The following is a 13,120-nucleotide window of genomic DNA, read 5'->3' on the forward strand; positions in this document are numbered from 1 at the left end:
CTTTGAGCACTTGGAGCGAGCCTTGAGCAGCGCCCCCGTGGTCGGCGTGGTGATGGGGTCCAGCAGCGACTGGGAGACCCTGCGCCTCGCGACCGAGATTCTCGCCGAGTTCGGTGTCCCCTTCGAAGCGCGGGTGGTCTCGGCCCACCGCATGCCCGACGACATGTTTGCCTACGCCGAAGGCGCCGCCTCGCGCGGCCTGAAGGCCATCATCGCCGGGGCCGGCGGTGCGGCCCACCTGCCGGGCATGCTGGCTGCCAAGACCACGGTGCCGGTGCTCGGTGTGCCGGTGGCCAGTCGTCATCTCCAGGGCGTGGACTCGCTTCACTCCATCGTGCAGATGCCCAAAGGCATTCCGGTCGCCACCTTCGCGATCGGCACGGCGGGTGCGGCCAACGCGGCGCTCTTCGCCGTCGCGATGCTGGCCAACGAGCAGCCCGCGCTGCGCGAGAAGCTGGAGGCCTATCGCGCCCGCCAGACCGAGGCGGCCCGTGCGATGACTGGCGAGCTGAAATGACGTCCGCGAAGTTCATCCCCCCTGGCGCGACGCTGGGCGTGATGGGCGGTGGCCAGCTCGGCCGCATGTTCGTGCACGCGGCCCAGCAGATGGGGTACTCGACCGCGGTGCTCGATGCCGACACGGCAAGCCCGGCCGGGCTGGTGTCACACCACCATGTGCGTACCGACTACCTCGACGAGGCCGGTCTCGCGGAGCTGGCGCGTGTGTCGTCTGCCGTGACCACTGAATTCGAGAACGTGCCGGCCGCTGCCCTGCGCCGCCTTGGCGAAGCCCGCCCGGTTGCACCAAGCGGTGATGCGGTCGCCACCTGCCAGGACCGTGCGCTCGAGAAGGCGCATTTCGTCGCTTGCGGCGTGTCCTGCGCACCGCACGCGGTGATCGAGACCGCGGCCCAGCTCGCCGCCGTACCCGACGAGCTGCTGCCCGGCGTGCTGAAGACCGCACGCCTTGGCTACGACGGCAAGGGCCAGGTGCGGGTTGCCACGCGCGACGAACTCGTCCGCGCCTGGGCCGAGCTGAAGCAGGTCGGCTGCGTGCTCGAAAAAATGCTGCCGCTGGCCTACGAGGTGAGCGTGATCGTGGCGCGTGGTGCGTCGGGCGAATGGGTGCACTTCCCGCTGCAGCAGAACCTGCACCGCGACGGCATCCTCGCGGTCACGCAAGTGCCCGCGCCCGACGTCACGCCGGTCGTGCAACAGCAAGCCGTCGCAGCGGCCGGCAAGATCGCCGAGACGCTCGGCTACGTCGGCGTGCTGTGCGTGGAGTTCTTCGTGCTGAAAGACGGCACGCTGGTCGCCAACGAAATGGCCCCGCGGCCGCACAACTCCGGCCACTACACGATCGACGCCTGCGACCTGTCGCAGTTCGACCTGCAGGTGCGCACGCTGACCCACGCGCCGCTGCGCGAGCCGCGCCTGCACTCGCCCGCCGTGATGCTCAACCTGCTCGGCGACCTGTGGTTCCGCCAAGGCGAGCTGGAAACCGCGCCGCCGTGGGACGCGGTGCTGGCCCTGCCCGGCGTGCACCTGCACCTCTATGGCAAGACCAGCGCACGCCGTGGCCGCAAGATGGGCCACCTCACCGTGACGGCGGCCACGGCCGAGGCCGCGCGGGCCACGGCGCTCCAGGCTGCGTCGCTGCTGGGTCTGGCGGCCTGGTGATTGGCGCGGGGGCGTTGTCGCATGCTGCTCGACGGTCGTGATGTCGGTGCCGTGGCGCGCGCCGCGCAGGCGCTCGCCGCGGGCGAGCTGGTGGGTCTGCCCACCGAGACGGTCTACGGCCTGGGGGCCCGCGCCGACGACGATGCCGCCGTGGCCCGCATCTTCGAGGCCAAGGGCCGGCCGGCCGACCACCCGCTGATCGTCCACGTGGCCTCGCCCGCCGACGCCCTGGCCTTCGCCGCGCAGTGGCCGCCGGTCGCACAACGCCTGACCGAGGCGCTGTGGCCCGGCCCGCTCACCGTGATCGTGCCGCGCCGCCCCGACGTGGCCACGGCCGCGGCCGGTGGGCAACCGACTGTCGGCCTGCGCTGCCCACGCCACCCGGTGGCGCAGGCGCTGCTGAAGGAAGCCCAACGCCTGGGCGTGAAGGGCGTGGCCGCGCCGAGTGCCAACCGCTTCGGCCGCATCAGCCCCACGCTCGCGCGCCATGTGGTCGAAGAGCTGGGCGACGAACTGCTTGTGCTCGACGGTGGCCCGTGCGAAGGCGGCATCGAGTCGACCATCGTCGACTGCTCGCGCGGCCGGCCGGTGCTGCTCAGGCCCGGCGTGATCACGCGCGCGCGGCTGGAGGCGATCGCCGGCGAGCCGGTGCTCGACCGCGACGATGCGGCGCCGAAGGCCTCGGGCACGCTGGAGGCGCACTACGCGCCGCGCGCGAAGCTGCGGCTGATGCCGGCCGACATGCTGCGCCAGGCGCTGCAGGTGCTCGATGCACCGGGCCAGCCGACGTCTTTGAAGCTGGCGGTATATTGCCGCACCGTGCCGCGCAGCGTGGCGCGCGGCGTGATCTACCGGGCGATGCCCACCGAGGCGGTGCCGGCCGCCCACCAACTCTTTTCCACCTTGCGTGAACTGGATGACCAGGGCGCGCATCTCATCTGGGTCGAAACGCCGCCCGACACCCCCGAGTGGGACGGCGTGCGCGACCGGCTGCAGCGTGCCGCGGCCGCCTGACCCCCTCTTGGAGATTTCATGAAGTTGTCGTTGGCAAAGCTGAACCTGTTGCGTGTGACCCTGGCGAGCTTCGCCGTGGCCCTGCTGGCCTCGTGCGGGGGCGGGGATCAGATCGAGAAGTTCGTGCCCGACCGCATCATCGTGTTCGGCGACGAGGCCAGCGTCATCGACGACAGCGCCACGGCGAACCAGGGCCTCAAGTACACCGTCAACGGCATCGGCCGCAACACCGATGGCACGCTGAACGGCGTGCGCGATTGCACCCGCAACCCGATCTGGGTGCAGGTGCTCGCCAACGACTACGGCTACGTGTTCGACGAGTGCCGGGCGGCCGGCGTGACGCCGCGCGCGTTCATGCGTGCCGCGAATGGCAGCACCGCGGCCGACGTGCGTGCGGCGATCACTGCCTACATGGCCAGCCCCGGCTTCACCGACCGTGACCTCGTGACCATCATGGTGGGCACGCACGACGTGCTCGCCGCCGCCGCCCTGGCCACGCCCGAGCTCGCGATCGCCGCGGCCGAAGCGGCCGGCAACATGGTGGGTGAAGAGGTGATTCGTGTCACCAACCGTGGCGCCAGGGTGCTGGTGTCGACCATCCCCGACGTCAGCACGACGCCGGACGGACGCCTGTCCCCGCAGGCTTCGCTGCTGCAGACGCTGACGCAGCGCTTCAACGCGCGGCTGCGCGTCAAGCTGCAAGAGGTGCGCGGAGGCGGCCATTCGGCTGGCCTCGTGCTCGGCGACGAGCTGGTGCTGGTGATCCTGCGCTCGCCCTCGGGCTACGGCATCACCAACACCGTGCAGGCGGTGTGCACGCCGGCCCTGTTCAGCTGCGATGAGCAGAATGGCCTGGTGCCCGAGGCGGTGACCACCGGCAACCACGGCAATGACTGGCTCTGGGCCGGCCCCTACCAACTCGGCGCCAACGCCCAGACGCGCCTGGGCCAGGCCGCCGTCTACCGCGCCCGCAACAACCCGTTCTGAGTCAGCGGGTCGGCGGCCGGCGCCGCCGACGGGTCTCGATCGTCACCTTCATCGCGAGGATGCTCAGCGCGAGCGCCAGCGTCACCGCGTTGGCGACGCTGATCGGCCATGAGCGCAACACGACCCCGTAGGCCAGCCACAGCGCCACGCCCACGGTGAAGGCGCTGTACATGCCGAGCGAGATGCCGCTAACGTCGCGTGTGCGGAAGGTGTGCCACGCCTGCAGGGCGAAGGAGCCGGTGGTGAGCGTGGCGGCGACGTAGCCCAGCCAGTCGAGCGCGAGGTGGTCCATCGTTCAGCTGGGTTGGGCGGAGGATGCCGGAGCCGAGGCCGGCGCCGGGGAGGCCGCCGATGCAGCGGGCTCTGGCGGCGGCACGACGAGCGGCTGCGGCGGCACCGGCGGCGTGAAGTCGTTCGCCGTCCACTGCACCATCGCCTCCAGCGCGGGCCGTGCAAGGTTGGCGTTGGCGTGGTTGATGACGGCGACGAGCACATAGCGCCGGCCGCCGCTGCTGAGCACGTAGCCAGCGAGTCCGGCCACACCGTTGAGCGAGCCGGTCTTGAGATGCGCACGGCCGGTGGCGCCGTTGCGCGCGCGGCGCAGCGTGCCGTCGACGCCGATCACCGGCAGCGAACTCATCAGCTCCGGCATCGACGGCCCGGCATACATTGCCTGCAGCAGCCGGGCCAGCAGCTGGGCGCTCAGGCGCGCGTCGCGCGACAGGCCCGAGCCGTTGTCGATCACCGCGCTGCGCGCCGCGTCGCCGAAACGTTCGGCCAGCCAGCTGCGCACCAGGTCGCGTGCCTGCTCGGGCGTGCCGGGGCCGCCGCGCTGCGATGTCGGCACGGCAAGGGGCAACGTGAGGAAGAGCTGCTGCGCCATCACGTTGTTGCTGAACTTGTTGATGTCGCGCACCACTTCCGCCAGGGCCGGTGACGCGACCTGGAACGTTGGCGCATCACCCGGCGCCTGACCTTCGCGAACCCGCCCCACGAGCTTGCCGCCCATTTCGCGCCACAGACCGGCGAGCACGCGGGCGTTGTAGCTCGCGGGGTCGGCATAGGCGACCTGCCAGAACTGCTCGCCGCAGCTCGCCGGGTAGTGGCCCATGAAGCGGATGCGTAGCGGGTCGGTGAAGTCGGGTCGCAGCGCCTCGCGCCAGTCGTTGCAGACGCCCTGCGCCGACAGCGGGACCGTGAGGTCGATGCGCACACCGGCCAGCGGCGGCTCGCTGGAGACCACGGCCAGGCCGCGTGCGGGGTCGGGTGTGAAGGTCAGCTGCACCGACTTGTAGTTGAGCAGCAGCGCATCGGGGCCGGTGTTCTGCGGGCTGTAAGGCTTGGCGTCGAAGGCGGCCGGGTTGTGCGGTGGCAGGCTGAAGGTGCTGCGGTCGAGCACGATGTCGCCCCGGATCTCGCGCACGCCCAGCTGCTGCACGCGGCGCAGCACCTGCCACAGGCGCTCCTGCACGAACTTCGGGTCGCCGCTGCCCTTGATGACGAGGTTGCCTTCGAGCACGCCGTTGAGCGTGCTGCCCTGGACCCACACCGGCGTGCTCCACGCCCAGGCGGGGCCGAGCAGGTCGAGCGCCGCGCTGGTGGTGACGAGCTTCATCAGCGACGCCGGGTTCACTGGCAGCTGCGGCTGCCAGGCGAGGCGTGCCTCGGAAGCGCCGACCTCCTGCGCCACCACGACCATCGCTTCGCGGGGCACGCCGGCACGCGTCAGGGCGGCGTCGACTTCGGGCGGCAAGCCCACGATCGGGGCGGCGCTGGCCTGCGAGGCCAGGCAGATCAGGCCGGCCGCGCAGACCGCGCAGAGGCCGCGCACGATGTCGCGTATCAGCATGGGGAGATGATCGCATGGGCCCTGTCGAGGGAAGGGCGCCCGGTAGACTCCTTCCCATGACCCGCCTGCTGGCTTTCGACACCTCGACCGACGCGATGAGCCTCGCGCTGCGCACGCCGCAGGGTGTGCGCACGCGCGACGAAGCGGGCGGTGCCAAGGCCTCGGCGCGGCTGGTGCCCGAACTGCTGGCCCTGCTGGCCGATGGCGGTTGCACCTTGCAGGAACTCGATGCCATCGCGTTCGGCTGCGGCCCCGGGGCGTTCACCGGCCTGCGCACCGCATGCTCGGTGGCGCAGGGCTTGGCCTTCGGTGCGAGCAAGCCGGTGGTGCCGGTCGACAGCCTGCTGATCGTGGCGCAGGACGCGCGCACCCAGCTCGCCGATGGCGCGCCCGCCGAGCTGTGGGTGGCGATGGACGCCCGCATGGACGAGGTCTACGCCGGTGCCTACCGCTGGAACACGGGCCGCTGGTCGGTGCTGTCGGCGCCGGCGCTCTACACCGTCGACGGCCTCAATGCGCAGTGGCAGGCAACACCGCCGGCACTCGTGGCCGGGTCGGCGCTCGAGGCTTTCGGCGATCGGCTGCTGCTCGGTTCCGCGGCGACCGTGCGCCACGAGCGCTCTCGTGCTGCCGCGCTCATCGACGTGGCCTCGCAGCTGCTGGCCGAGGGCCGGACCGTCGATGCCACGCACGCGTTGCCGGTGTACCTGCGCGACAAGGTCGCGCAGACCACGCAGGAGCGCGAAGCCGCGCGCGCCGCGAAAGAGGTCGCGACATGAGTGCGGTGCTGCGCGACGAGCGCCTGCTGCTCCCGATGACCGTGAAGCAGCTCGACGCCGTGCTCGCCATCGAGCTGCAGGCCTACCCCTTCCCGTGGACCCGCGGCAACTTCATCGACTCGCTGGCTGCCGGTTATCCGGCGCAGGTGCTGCACGGACCTCACGGCGAGCTGCTGGGCTACTTCATCGCGATGGAGGGAGTCGACGAGCTGCACCTGCTCAACATCACCGTCGCGCCCGCGGCGCAAGGGCAGGGCCACGCCCGCTTCATGCTCGACGAGCTGTGCGCCCTGGGCCGCGCCCGCGGCGCGCACCAGATCTGGCTCGAGGTGCGTGGCAGCAACCTGCGCGCGCGCCGCATCTATGAGCGCTACGGCTTTCGCCACATCGGCCTGCGCCGCGGCTACTACCCGGCCTCGCGCGACGAATACCCGAACGGTCGGGAAGACGCGATCGTGATGAGTCTTTCACTGGAGGCCGCGCGTGGGGTGGACTGACCGCCAGGTTGCGATGCTGGCCGAGATGGGCATCCGCGTGTGGAACCGCGCCGAGCCCGAAGACGCGCCGGCCGCCGTCGAGGCGCCGGCCGATGCGGTGGCGGTTGCGAGGCCGGTGGCGGCACCGGCGCCGTCTCCCCGGGAGCAGCCGCTCGCACCGCCGCCCAGGGCGATGCCGGGCTCGCGCCCGCTGGGCACCGAGACGATGGACTGGCCCACGCTGCGCGCCGCCGTCGCCGGCTGCACCGCCTGCAAGCTGTGCGGTGGCCGCACCAACACCGTGTTCGGCGTCGGTCACGAGCGTGCGCACTGGATGATCGTCGGCGAAGCGCCGGGCGAGCAGGAAGACCGCCAGGGCGAGCCCTTCGTCGGCAAGTCGGGCCAGCTGCTCGACAACATGCTGCGCGCCGTCGGCCTGACACGCGGCGAGGCTGCTGCGGCCGAACAGGTCTTCATCGCCAACACGGTGAAGTGCCGCCCGCCCGGCAACCGCAACCCCGAGCCCGAAGAGCTCGCGCAGTGCGAGCCGTATCTCATCCGCCAGATCGCGCTGGTGCAGCCGCGCATCATCCTCGCGATGGGGCGTTTCGCGGTGCAGAGCCTCTTGCGCAGCGACGAGCCCATCGGCCGCCTGCGCGGCCGTGTGCACCAGTACCAGGGCGTGCCGCTCATCGTGACCTACCACCCGGCCTACCTGCTGCGCAACCCGGAGGACAAGGCCAAGTCCTGGGACGACCTCTGCCTCGCGCGCGAGGTGCTGCAGAAGGCCCTCGCCACCCCCTAGGCTGAGCGTCTCTCCGAGGGTGAAAACCAGGGGGTGACGGCTATCATGGCCCGCCATGAGCCTCCGCCCGTTCCTGCGCGACAGCGACCTGCCCGATGCGGACAGCCTGCCCTGCATGCTGGCCTGGGTCGCGCCTGACGGAACGGTGCTGCATGCCAACCGGGGCTTTCGCGAACAGATGGGCGTGGTCGACGAATCGGCCTCGCTGCCCTCGCTGCTGAGCGCCGATTCCGGCGTGGCCCTCACCACCCAGCTGGCCGCCCGCCGCGACTTCCGCCTGAGCGTGCGCATGCCGCTGGCCGGCCACCAGCGCCACCGCGAAGCCTGGCTCGACCTGCAGGTGACGTGGCTCGAAGCGCAGGGCTGCTACGTCTGCGTGCTGCACGACGTGAGCGACAGCCGCCGTGCCGAGATCTCGTCGCGCTCGCGCGCCGAGCAGTTCCAGCTGCTGGCCGACAACGTGCCGGTGCTGATCTCGTACTACGAGGCGCAGAGCTTCCGCTGCCTCTACGCCAACAAGCTCTACGCGCAGACCTTCGGCTTCGACGAGCACTCGGTGATCGGCCGCACCTTCGCCGAGATCGTGGGCGAGGCTGCTGCCGAGGTCATCCAGCCCTACGTCGACTACGTGCTGCGCGAGCACAAGCCGGCCGCCTACGAGCGCGAGCTGCGCACGCCCGAGGGCCAGCGCCACTGGCTCGAGGTCAACCTCATCCCGCACCTGGCGACCGACGGCACGCTGGTCGCCGCCTTCGTGCTCGTGACCGACATCACCAAGCACCGCCTGGCCGAACAGTCGGTGCGCGAATCGGAAGAGCGGCTCGGCAAGTTCATGCAAGCGAGCGTGGAAGGCATCCTCTTCCACAAGAACGGCTACCTGACCGACGCCAACGAGCCGCTGTGCGAGCTGGTGGGCTACCCGCTGGAAGAGATCCTCGGCCGGCATGTGTTCGACTTCCTGCCCGCCGACCAGATGGCCAAGGTCTCGGCCGTGATGGAAGCGCACGGCGAGACGGCCTACGAGAGCGTCATCCTGCACCGCGATGGCCGGCGCATCCCGGTCGAGTTCATCGTGCGCACCATCGAGCGCCACGGCGAGCGCCTGCGCATGAGCATCGTGCGCGACATCCGCGACCGCCACGCGGCTCAGGAACACATCCGCCGGCTCGCGCACAACGATTCGCTCACCGGCCTGCCCAACCGCCTGAGCCTGATGGAGCACCTGGGCCACATGATCGCCGCCGCCCGCCGCGACGATTCGCAGGTGGCGCTGCTCTTCATCGACCTCGACCACTTCAAGCGCGTCAACGATTCGCTCGGCCACCTGGTGGGCGACACGCTCCTGCAGACCATCGCCCGCCGCATCACCGAGAGCCTGCGCGGCACCGACGTGGTGGCGCGTTTCGGCGGCGACGAGTTCATCGTGCTGCTGCCCCGCACCTTGCAGCGCATGGACGTGGAAGAAGTGGCCCACAAGCTGCTCGCGCGCATCGAGGTGCCCGTCAACGCCGATGGCCGCCTGATCTCGGTCACGCCCTCGATCGGCATCTCGATGTTCCCGCACGACGGCGAGACGGCCGACGACCTCATCAAGCATGCCGACACCGCGATGTACCTCGCCAAGTCGCGCGGCCGTGCCAACTACCAGTTCTTCACGCCGGCGATGGCCAGCACCGCCTACGACGCGCTGGTGCTCGAGAGCCAGATGTCGCAGGCGCTCGCGCGCCGCGAGTTCGTGCTGCACTTCCAGCCGCAGGTGCGCGCGCGCGACGGGGTGCTGGTCGGCGCCGAGGCGCTGATCCGCTGGAACCACCCCGAGCGCGGCCTCTTGATGCCCGACACCTTCATCCCGCTGGCCGAACAGCAGCGCCTCATGCTGCCCATCGGCCAATGGGTGCTGCGCGAGGCGATGCGCTGCGCGCGCCGCTGGCACGAGGAAGGCCTGCACGTGCCGGTGGCGGTGAATCTCTCCACCGTGCAGTTCCAGACCAGTGGCTTCACCGCGCTCATCGAGCAGCTCCTGGCCGAGGAGGGCGTGGCCGGCGAGCTGCTCGAACTCGAGCTCACCGAGCGCATGCTGATGGACGACCTGCCCGAGGTGAAGCGCAAGCTCTCCGAGCTGAAGGCGCTGGGCATCCGCATCTCGGTCGACGACTTCGGCACCGGCTACTCGTCGCTCGCGCACTTGAAGGAACTGCCGATCGACAAGATGAAGATCGATCGCTCGTTCGTGCTGGGCCTCCCCGGCGACAACGACTCCGCGGCGATCGCACGCGCCATCGTGCAGATGTCGCGCGGGCTCGGCCTGGTGGTCATCGCCGAAGGCGTGGAGACCGACGCCCAGCGCCAGTTCCTCACCCGCCTCGATTGCGACGAGCTGCAGGGCCTCCTCGTCGGCGAGCCACTCGCCGCGCCCGACTTCGCGCACTGGGTCACGGCACAGGCCTGAAGGCCGGGCGGGGCCCTCGCCATAATTGGCTTGTGCACGCACGTGCACGCATCAGTCGAAAAACGCTTTCAGGGAGATCTCCATGCTGAACTTGTCCAAGGCCGTGGTGGCCGGCGTCGTCGTGTCCGCTTTGCTCGCGGGGTGTTCCTGGCGATCGGCCAAACCCCAGACGGCGGTGCTCGGCGCCACCAACGCGGCGGTGTATGACGCGGTGCCGGCGTCCCTGCTGCAGCCCTTGAAGGCCGGCGACGAAATCGAATACCTCGTGCACGACAAGTCCACCGGCAACCGTCGTTCGGTCGTCCTTCGCGTGGACCGGGTCGAGGCCACCCGCGTGCGCTTCGATCAGGGCGGGCGCGTCGAGAAGCCCACGGGCGAGCCGCTGGAGGTCACGGTGGTGCAGGCCGGTGACCTGGACGCGATGATGCCGCCCGGCGGTTGGGGGCGTGAGTCGCTCCAGCCGGGCACCACGTGGAGCAGCTCCCACCGCGGGAACGGCGCCGCGTCGAACATGGCCTATTCGCTGAAGGCGGAGGCCGGCGCGATGGTCACCTTGCAGACGCCCATGGGCGCGCTGCCGGTGGTGCCGATCGAAGTCTGGGGTTGGGCCACCGACAAGAGCCGCAACATCTCCACCCCGTCGAAGGTGACGGCGCAGGTCTGGTACTCGCCGCAGCTTCGCCGTGTGGTGCGCATGGAGTCGACCGTCAAGGCCGCCACCAACCTGGCCCCCCGCGTCTTCGAGTCCTCGCGCGAGCTGATCGAGCTCGTCGCGATCCGCCGGTCCTGAACGCGGGCCTCAGCCCTTCTTCTTCACCGGCCGTACCCAGCCGGCGATCACCGTCTGCTTGCCGCGTGCCACTGCCAGGTTCCCGGCGGGCACCGGCTTGTTGATGGTGGAGCCGCCGCCGATGGTGGCGCCGTCGCCCAGCGTCACCGGGGCCACCAGCACGCAGTTGCTGCCCACGTGCACGTCGTTGCCGATCACGGTGCGGTGCTTGTTGGCGCCGTCGTAATTGGCGGTGATGCTGCCGGCGCCGTAGTTCACGCGTTCGCCGACCGTCGCGTCGCCCAGGTAGGCGAGGTGGTTGGCCTTGGCACCCTTGGCGAGGGTGGAGTTCTTCACCTCGACGAAGTTGCCGATGTGCACTTCTTCCGCGAGCTGAGCGCCGGGGCGCAGGCGGGCGAAGGGGCCGATCAGCGAGCCGGCACCGACGCTTGCGCCGTCCTTGTCGCCGTCGATGTGGGTGTACGGGTGGATGGTCACGTTGTCGGCGATGCGCGCATTGCGGATCACGCAGTGAGCGCCGATGCGCGTGCCGCTGCCGAGGTGCACCGTGCCTTCGAAGATGCAGTTGATGTCGATCTCGACGTCGGTGCCGCAGTGCAGGTCACCGCGCAGGTCGAAGCGCGCCGGGTCGGCGAGGCGCACGCCGTCGTTCATCAGGTGCTCGGCCTTTGCGCGTTGGTGGCGGCGCTCCAGGTCGGCGAGTTGCACCGGGCTGTTGACGCCCAGCACCTCGGCTTCGGTGAGCGGCTGTGCGGCCACCACCGGCGTGCCGTCGGCGACCGCCATCGCGACGATGTCGGTCAGGTAGTACTCGCCCTGCACGTTGTCGTTCTTCAGATTGGCGAGCCAGCGCTTCAGCGCGGCGGTGGGCACGGCCATCATGCCGGTGTAGATCTCGCGGATCTGGCGCTGCTCGGGGCTGGCGTCCTTGTGCTCGACGATGGCGCGCACGGCGTCACCCTGGCGCACGATGCGGCCGTAGCCCGTCGGGTCGGCCAGCTCGATGGTGAGCAGCGCGAGCTTCGAGCCGCCGCAGGCCTCGATCAGCGCACGGGCGGTGCGCTCGGTGATGAGCGGCACGTCGCCGTTGAGGATGAGCGTGGTGCCGGCCTCGTGCAGCGAGGGCACGGCCTGCTGCACGGCGTGGCCGGTGCCGAGCTGCGGCTCCTGGCGCACGAAGTGAAGCTTGGGCGCCGTCACGGCCGCTTCGACCACCTCGGCACCGTGCCCGGTGATGGTGATGATGCGATCGGCCGACAGCCGTGTGGCGGTGTTCAACACGTGCTGCAATAGCGAGCGACCGGCCAGCTTGTGCAGCACCTTGGGCAGGCTGGATTTCATGCGGGTGCCCTTGCCCGCGGCCATGATCACGATGTCGAGTGCCATGCAACTTCTCTCTTTGCTGAATCGCCTGATTATCGTTTCGTGCCTCGCCCTCGCCACCCTGCTGTCGGGGTGCACCGCGGTGCGTTTCGCCTACAGCCAGGGCCCCGAGCTGAGCTACTGGTGGCTCGATGGGTATGCCGACTTCAGCGACGCGCAGATCCCCAAGGTGCGCGACACGCTCGAAGCCTGGTTCCGCTGGCACCGCCAGACCCAGCTCGACGACTACGCGCAGTTCCTCGTGCGCCTGCAGGGCCAGGCGGCCGGGCCGGTCACGCCCGAGCTGGTGTGCCGCTCCTACCAGGAGGCGCTGTCGCGCGTAGACCCGATGCTGGAGAAGGCGCTGCCGATGGCCGTCGACCTCGTGCGCAGCCTCACGCCGGCGCAGGTTCAGCACATCGAGCGCAAGTACGCCAAGGTGAACCGCGAGTTCCGCAACGATTTCCTGCAGCCCGACCCGGCCGAGCGTTTCGAGGCCTCGGTGAAGCGTGCGCTCGACCGCGCCGAGATGTTCTACGGCAGCTTGGACGACATCCAGCTTGAATCGCTGCGGCGAGGCATCGCCGCGTCGCCCTTCAACCCCGAGCTGTGGCTGGAGGAACGCATGCTGCGCCAGCAGGAGGCCCTGGCCATGCTGCGTCGCATTGCGAACGACAAGGCGATGCCGCCCGACCAGACGCTGGCGTCGCTGCGCGTCGTGGTGGCCCACGTGCAGCGCTCGCCGCGCCCGCACTACCTCGAGTACCAGCAGAAGCTGCTGGCCTACAACTGCAAGCTCGCCGCCCAGCTGCACAACAGCGCGAGCCGCGAGCAGCGGGCCTCGGCGGTGAAGCGCTTCAAGGGCTGGGAGGAAGACGCCCGCTCGCTGGCCGCCGATGGGCGCCGGGCCCCGTGAAGGATCGGGCCGC

The 13,120-nt window shown here is 70.2% G+C and carries 13 protein-coding genes; 10 read left to right on the forward strand and 3 right to left on the reverse strand.

The features are described from left to right. The first annotated feature begins 52 nt into the window (after positions 1 to 52). The 4 genes from purE to KF892_19075 are packed head-to-tail and all read left to right on the forward strand — an operon-like array spanning position 53 to position 3,681. Positions 53 to 517, forward strand: coding sequence for a 5-(carboxyamino)imidazole ribonucleotide mutase (purE, locus tag KF892_19060; protein ID MBX3627122.1), 465 nt, complete (start codon positions 53 to 55; stop codon positions 515 to 517). Next, positions 514 to 1,680 (forward strand): 5-(carboxyamino)imidazole ribonucleotide synthase, encoded by a 1,167-nt coding sequence (locus KF892_19065; protein ID MBX3627123.1) that lies wholly within the window; start codon positions 514 to 516, stop codon positions 1,678 to 1,680. Before purE ends, KF892_19065 begins: the two co-directional genes overlap by 4 nt. Before the next feature lie 21 nt (positions 1,681 to 1,701). After that, complete coding sequence (locus KF892_19070) at positions 1,702 to 2,694, forward strand: threonylcarbamoyl-AMP synthase (protein ID MBX3627124.1); 993 nt, start codon at positions 1,702 to 1,704, stop codon at positions 2,692 to 2,694. A gap of 18 nt (positions 2,695 to 2,712) precedes the next feature. Continuing rightward, positions 2,713 to 3,681, forward strand: a complete 969-nt coding sequence (locus KF892_19075) for a hypothetical protein (protein ID MBX3627125.1) — start codon at positions 2,713 to 2,715, stop codon at positions 3,679 to 3,681. Position 3,682: 1 nt separating this feature from the next. Here KF892_19075 and KF892_19080 read toward each other — a convergent pair whose 3' ends face one another. Together KF892_19080 and dacB are read right to left on the reverse strand one after the other, a co-directional pair. Continuing rightward, complete coding sequence (locus tag KF892_19080) at positions 3,683 to 3,973, reverse strand: SemiSWEET transporter (protein ID MBX3627126.1); 291 nt, start codon at positions 3,971 to 3,973, stop codon at positions 3,683 to 3,685. 3 nt (positions 3,974 to 3,976) lie between these two features. Then, on the reverse strand, positions 3,977 to 5,530 hold the full coding sequence (dacB, locus tag KF892_19085; GenBank protein ID MBX3627127.1) for a D-alanyl-D-alanine carboxypeptidase/D-alanyl-D-alanine-endopeptidase: 1,554 nt from the start codon (positions 5,528 to 5,530) through the stop codon (positions 3,977 to 3,979). A gap of 56 nt (positions 5,531 to 5,586) precedes the next feature. Between dacB and tsaB the strand changes: the two genes are divergently transcribed. The 5 genes from tsaB to KF892_19110 all read left to right on the forward strand — a co-directional run bounded on the left by tsaB (position 5,587) and on the right by KF892_19110 (position 10,829). After that, positions 5,587 to 6,309, forward strand: a complete 723-nt coding sequence (gene tsaB, locus KF892_19090) for a tRNA (adenosine(37)-N6)-threonylcarbamoyltransferase complex dimerization subunit type 1 TsaB (protein ID MBX3627128.1) — start codon at positions 5,587 to 5,589, stop codon at positions 6,307 to 6,309. Then, positions 6,306 to 6,806 (forward strand): ribosomal protein S18-alanine N-acetyltransferase, encoded by a 501-nt coding sequence (gene rimI / locus KF892_19095; protein ID MBX3627129.1) that lies wholly within the window; start codon positions 6,306 to 6,308, stop codon positions 6,804 to 6,806. The genes tsaB and rimI overlap by 4 nt, the downstream gene beginning before the upstream one ends. A 13-nt stretch (positions 6,807 to 6,819) precedes the next feature. Then, positions 6,820 to 7,590 (forward strand): uracil-DNA glycosylase, encoded by a 771-nt coding sequence (locus KF892_19100; GenBank protein ID MBX3627130.1) that lies wholly within the window; start codon positions 6,820 to 6,822, stop codon positions 7,588 to 7,590. Between the two features lie 115 nt (positions 7,591 to 7,705). Next, on the forward strand, positions 7,706 to 10,039 hold the full coding sequence (locus KF892_19105; protein MBX3627131.1) for an EAL domain-containing protein: 2,334 nt from the start codon (positions 7,706 to 7,708) through the stop codon (positions 10,037 to 10,039). Between the two features lie 82 nt (positions 10,040 to 10,121). Continuing rightward, a complete protein-coding gene (locus KF892_19110; protein MBX3627132.1) occupies positions 10,122 to 10,829 on the forward strand; it encodes a hypothetical protein in 708 nt (235 codons plus the stop codon). Positions 10,830 to 10,838: 9 nt separating this feature from the next. Here the strand turns inward: KF892_19110 and glmU are convergent, their stop codons facing one another. After that, the gene (gene glmU / locus KF892_19115; GenBank protein ID MBX3627133.1) at positions 10,839 to 12,215 is read right to left on the reverse strand and encodes a bifunctional UDP-N-acetylglucosamine diphosphorylase/glucosamine-1-phosphate N-acetyltransferase GlmU; all 1,377 of its coding nucleotides are present in this window, start codon (positions 12,213 to 12,215) and stop codon (positions 10,839 to 10,841) included. Here glmU and KF892_19120 point away from each other — a divergent pair. Beyond that, entirely contained in the window at positions 12,214 to 13,107 is an 894-nt protein-coding gene (locus KF892_19120; protein ID MBX3627134.1) for a hypothetical protein, read from the forward strand. The two genes, glmU and KF892_19120, sit on opposite strands and share 2 nt — an antisense overlap. Positions 13,108 to 13,120 lie beyond the last annotated feature (13 nt).

The organism is Rhizobacter sp. (assembly GCA_019635355.1).
GTDB lineage: Bacteria > Pseudomonadota > Gammaproteobacteria > Burkholderiales > Burkholderiaceae_C > Rhizobacter.

Bases quoted from the DNA above. Each gene is read 5' to 3' on its own strand.
- KF892_19105 (MBX3627131.1), top strand. From the start codon at position 7,706: ATGCTGGCCTGGGTCGCGCCTGACGGAACGGTGCTGCATGCCAACCGG.
- KF892_19080 (MBX3627126.1), bottom strand. From the start codon at position 3,973: ATGGACCACCTCGCGCTCGACTGGCTGGGCTACGTCGCCGCCACGCTC.
- KF892_19100 (MBX3627130.1), top strand. From the start codon at position 6,820: ATGCTGGCCGAGATGGGCATCCGCGTGTGGAACCGCGCCGAGCCCGAA.
- KF892_19120 (MBX3627134.1), top strand. From the start codon at position 12,214: ATGCAACTTCTCTCTTTGCTGAATCGCCTGATTATCGTTTCGTGCCTC.
- KF892_19110 (MBX3627132.1), top strand. From the start codon at position 10,122: ATGCTGAACTTGTCCAAGGCCGTGGTGGCCGGCGTCGTCGTGTCCGCT.
- rimI (MBX3627129.1), top strand. From the start codon at position 6,306: ATGAGTGCGGTGCTGCGCGACGAGCGCCTGCTGCTCCCGATGACCGTG.
- KF892_19075 (MBX3627125.1), top strand. From the start codon at position 2,713: ATGAAGTTGTCGTTGGCAAAGCTGAACCTGTTGCGTGTGACCCTGGCG.
- dacB (MBX3627127.1), bottom strand. From the start codon at position 5,530: ATGCTGATACGCGACATCGTGCGCGGCCTCTGCGCGGTCTGCGCGGCC.
- tsaB (MBX3627128.1), top strand. From the start codon at position 5,587: ATGACCCGCCTGCTGGCTTTCGACACCTCGACCGACGCGATGAGCCTC.
- purE (MBX3627122.1), top strand. From the start codon at position 53: ATGGGGTCCAGCAGCGACTGGGAGACCCTGCGCCTCGCGACCGAGATT.
- KF892_19065 (MBX3627123.1), top strand. From the start codon at position 514: ATGACGTCCGCGAAGTTCATCCCCCCTGGCGCGACGCTGGGCGTGATG.
- glmU (MBX3627133.1), bottom strand. From the start codon at position 12,215: ATGGCACTCGACATCGTGATCATGGCCGCGGGCAAGGGCACCCGCATG.
- KF892_19070 (MBX3627124.1), top strand. From the start codon at position 1,702: ATGCTGCTCGACGGTCGTGATGTCGGTGCCGTGGCGCGCGCCGCGCAG.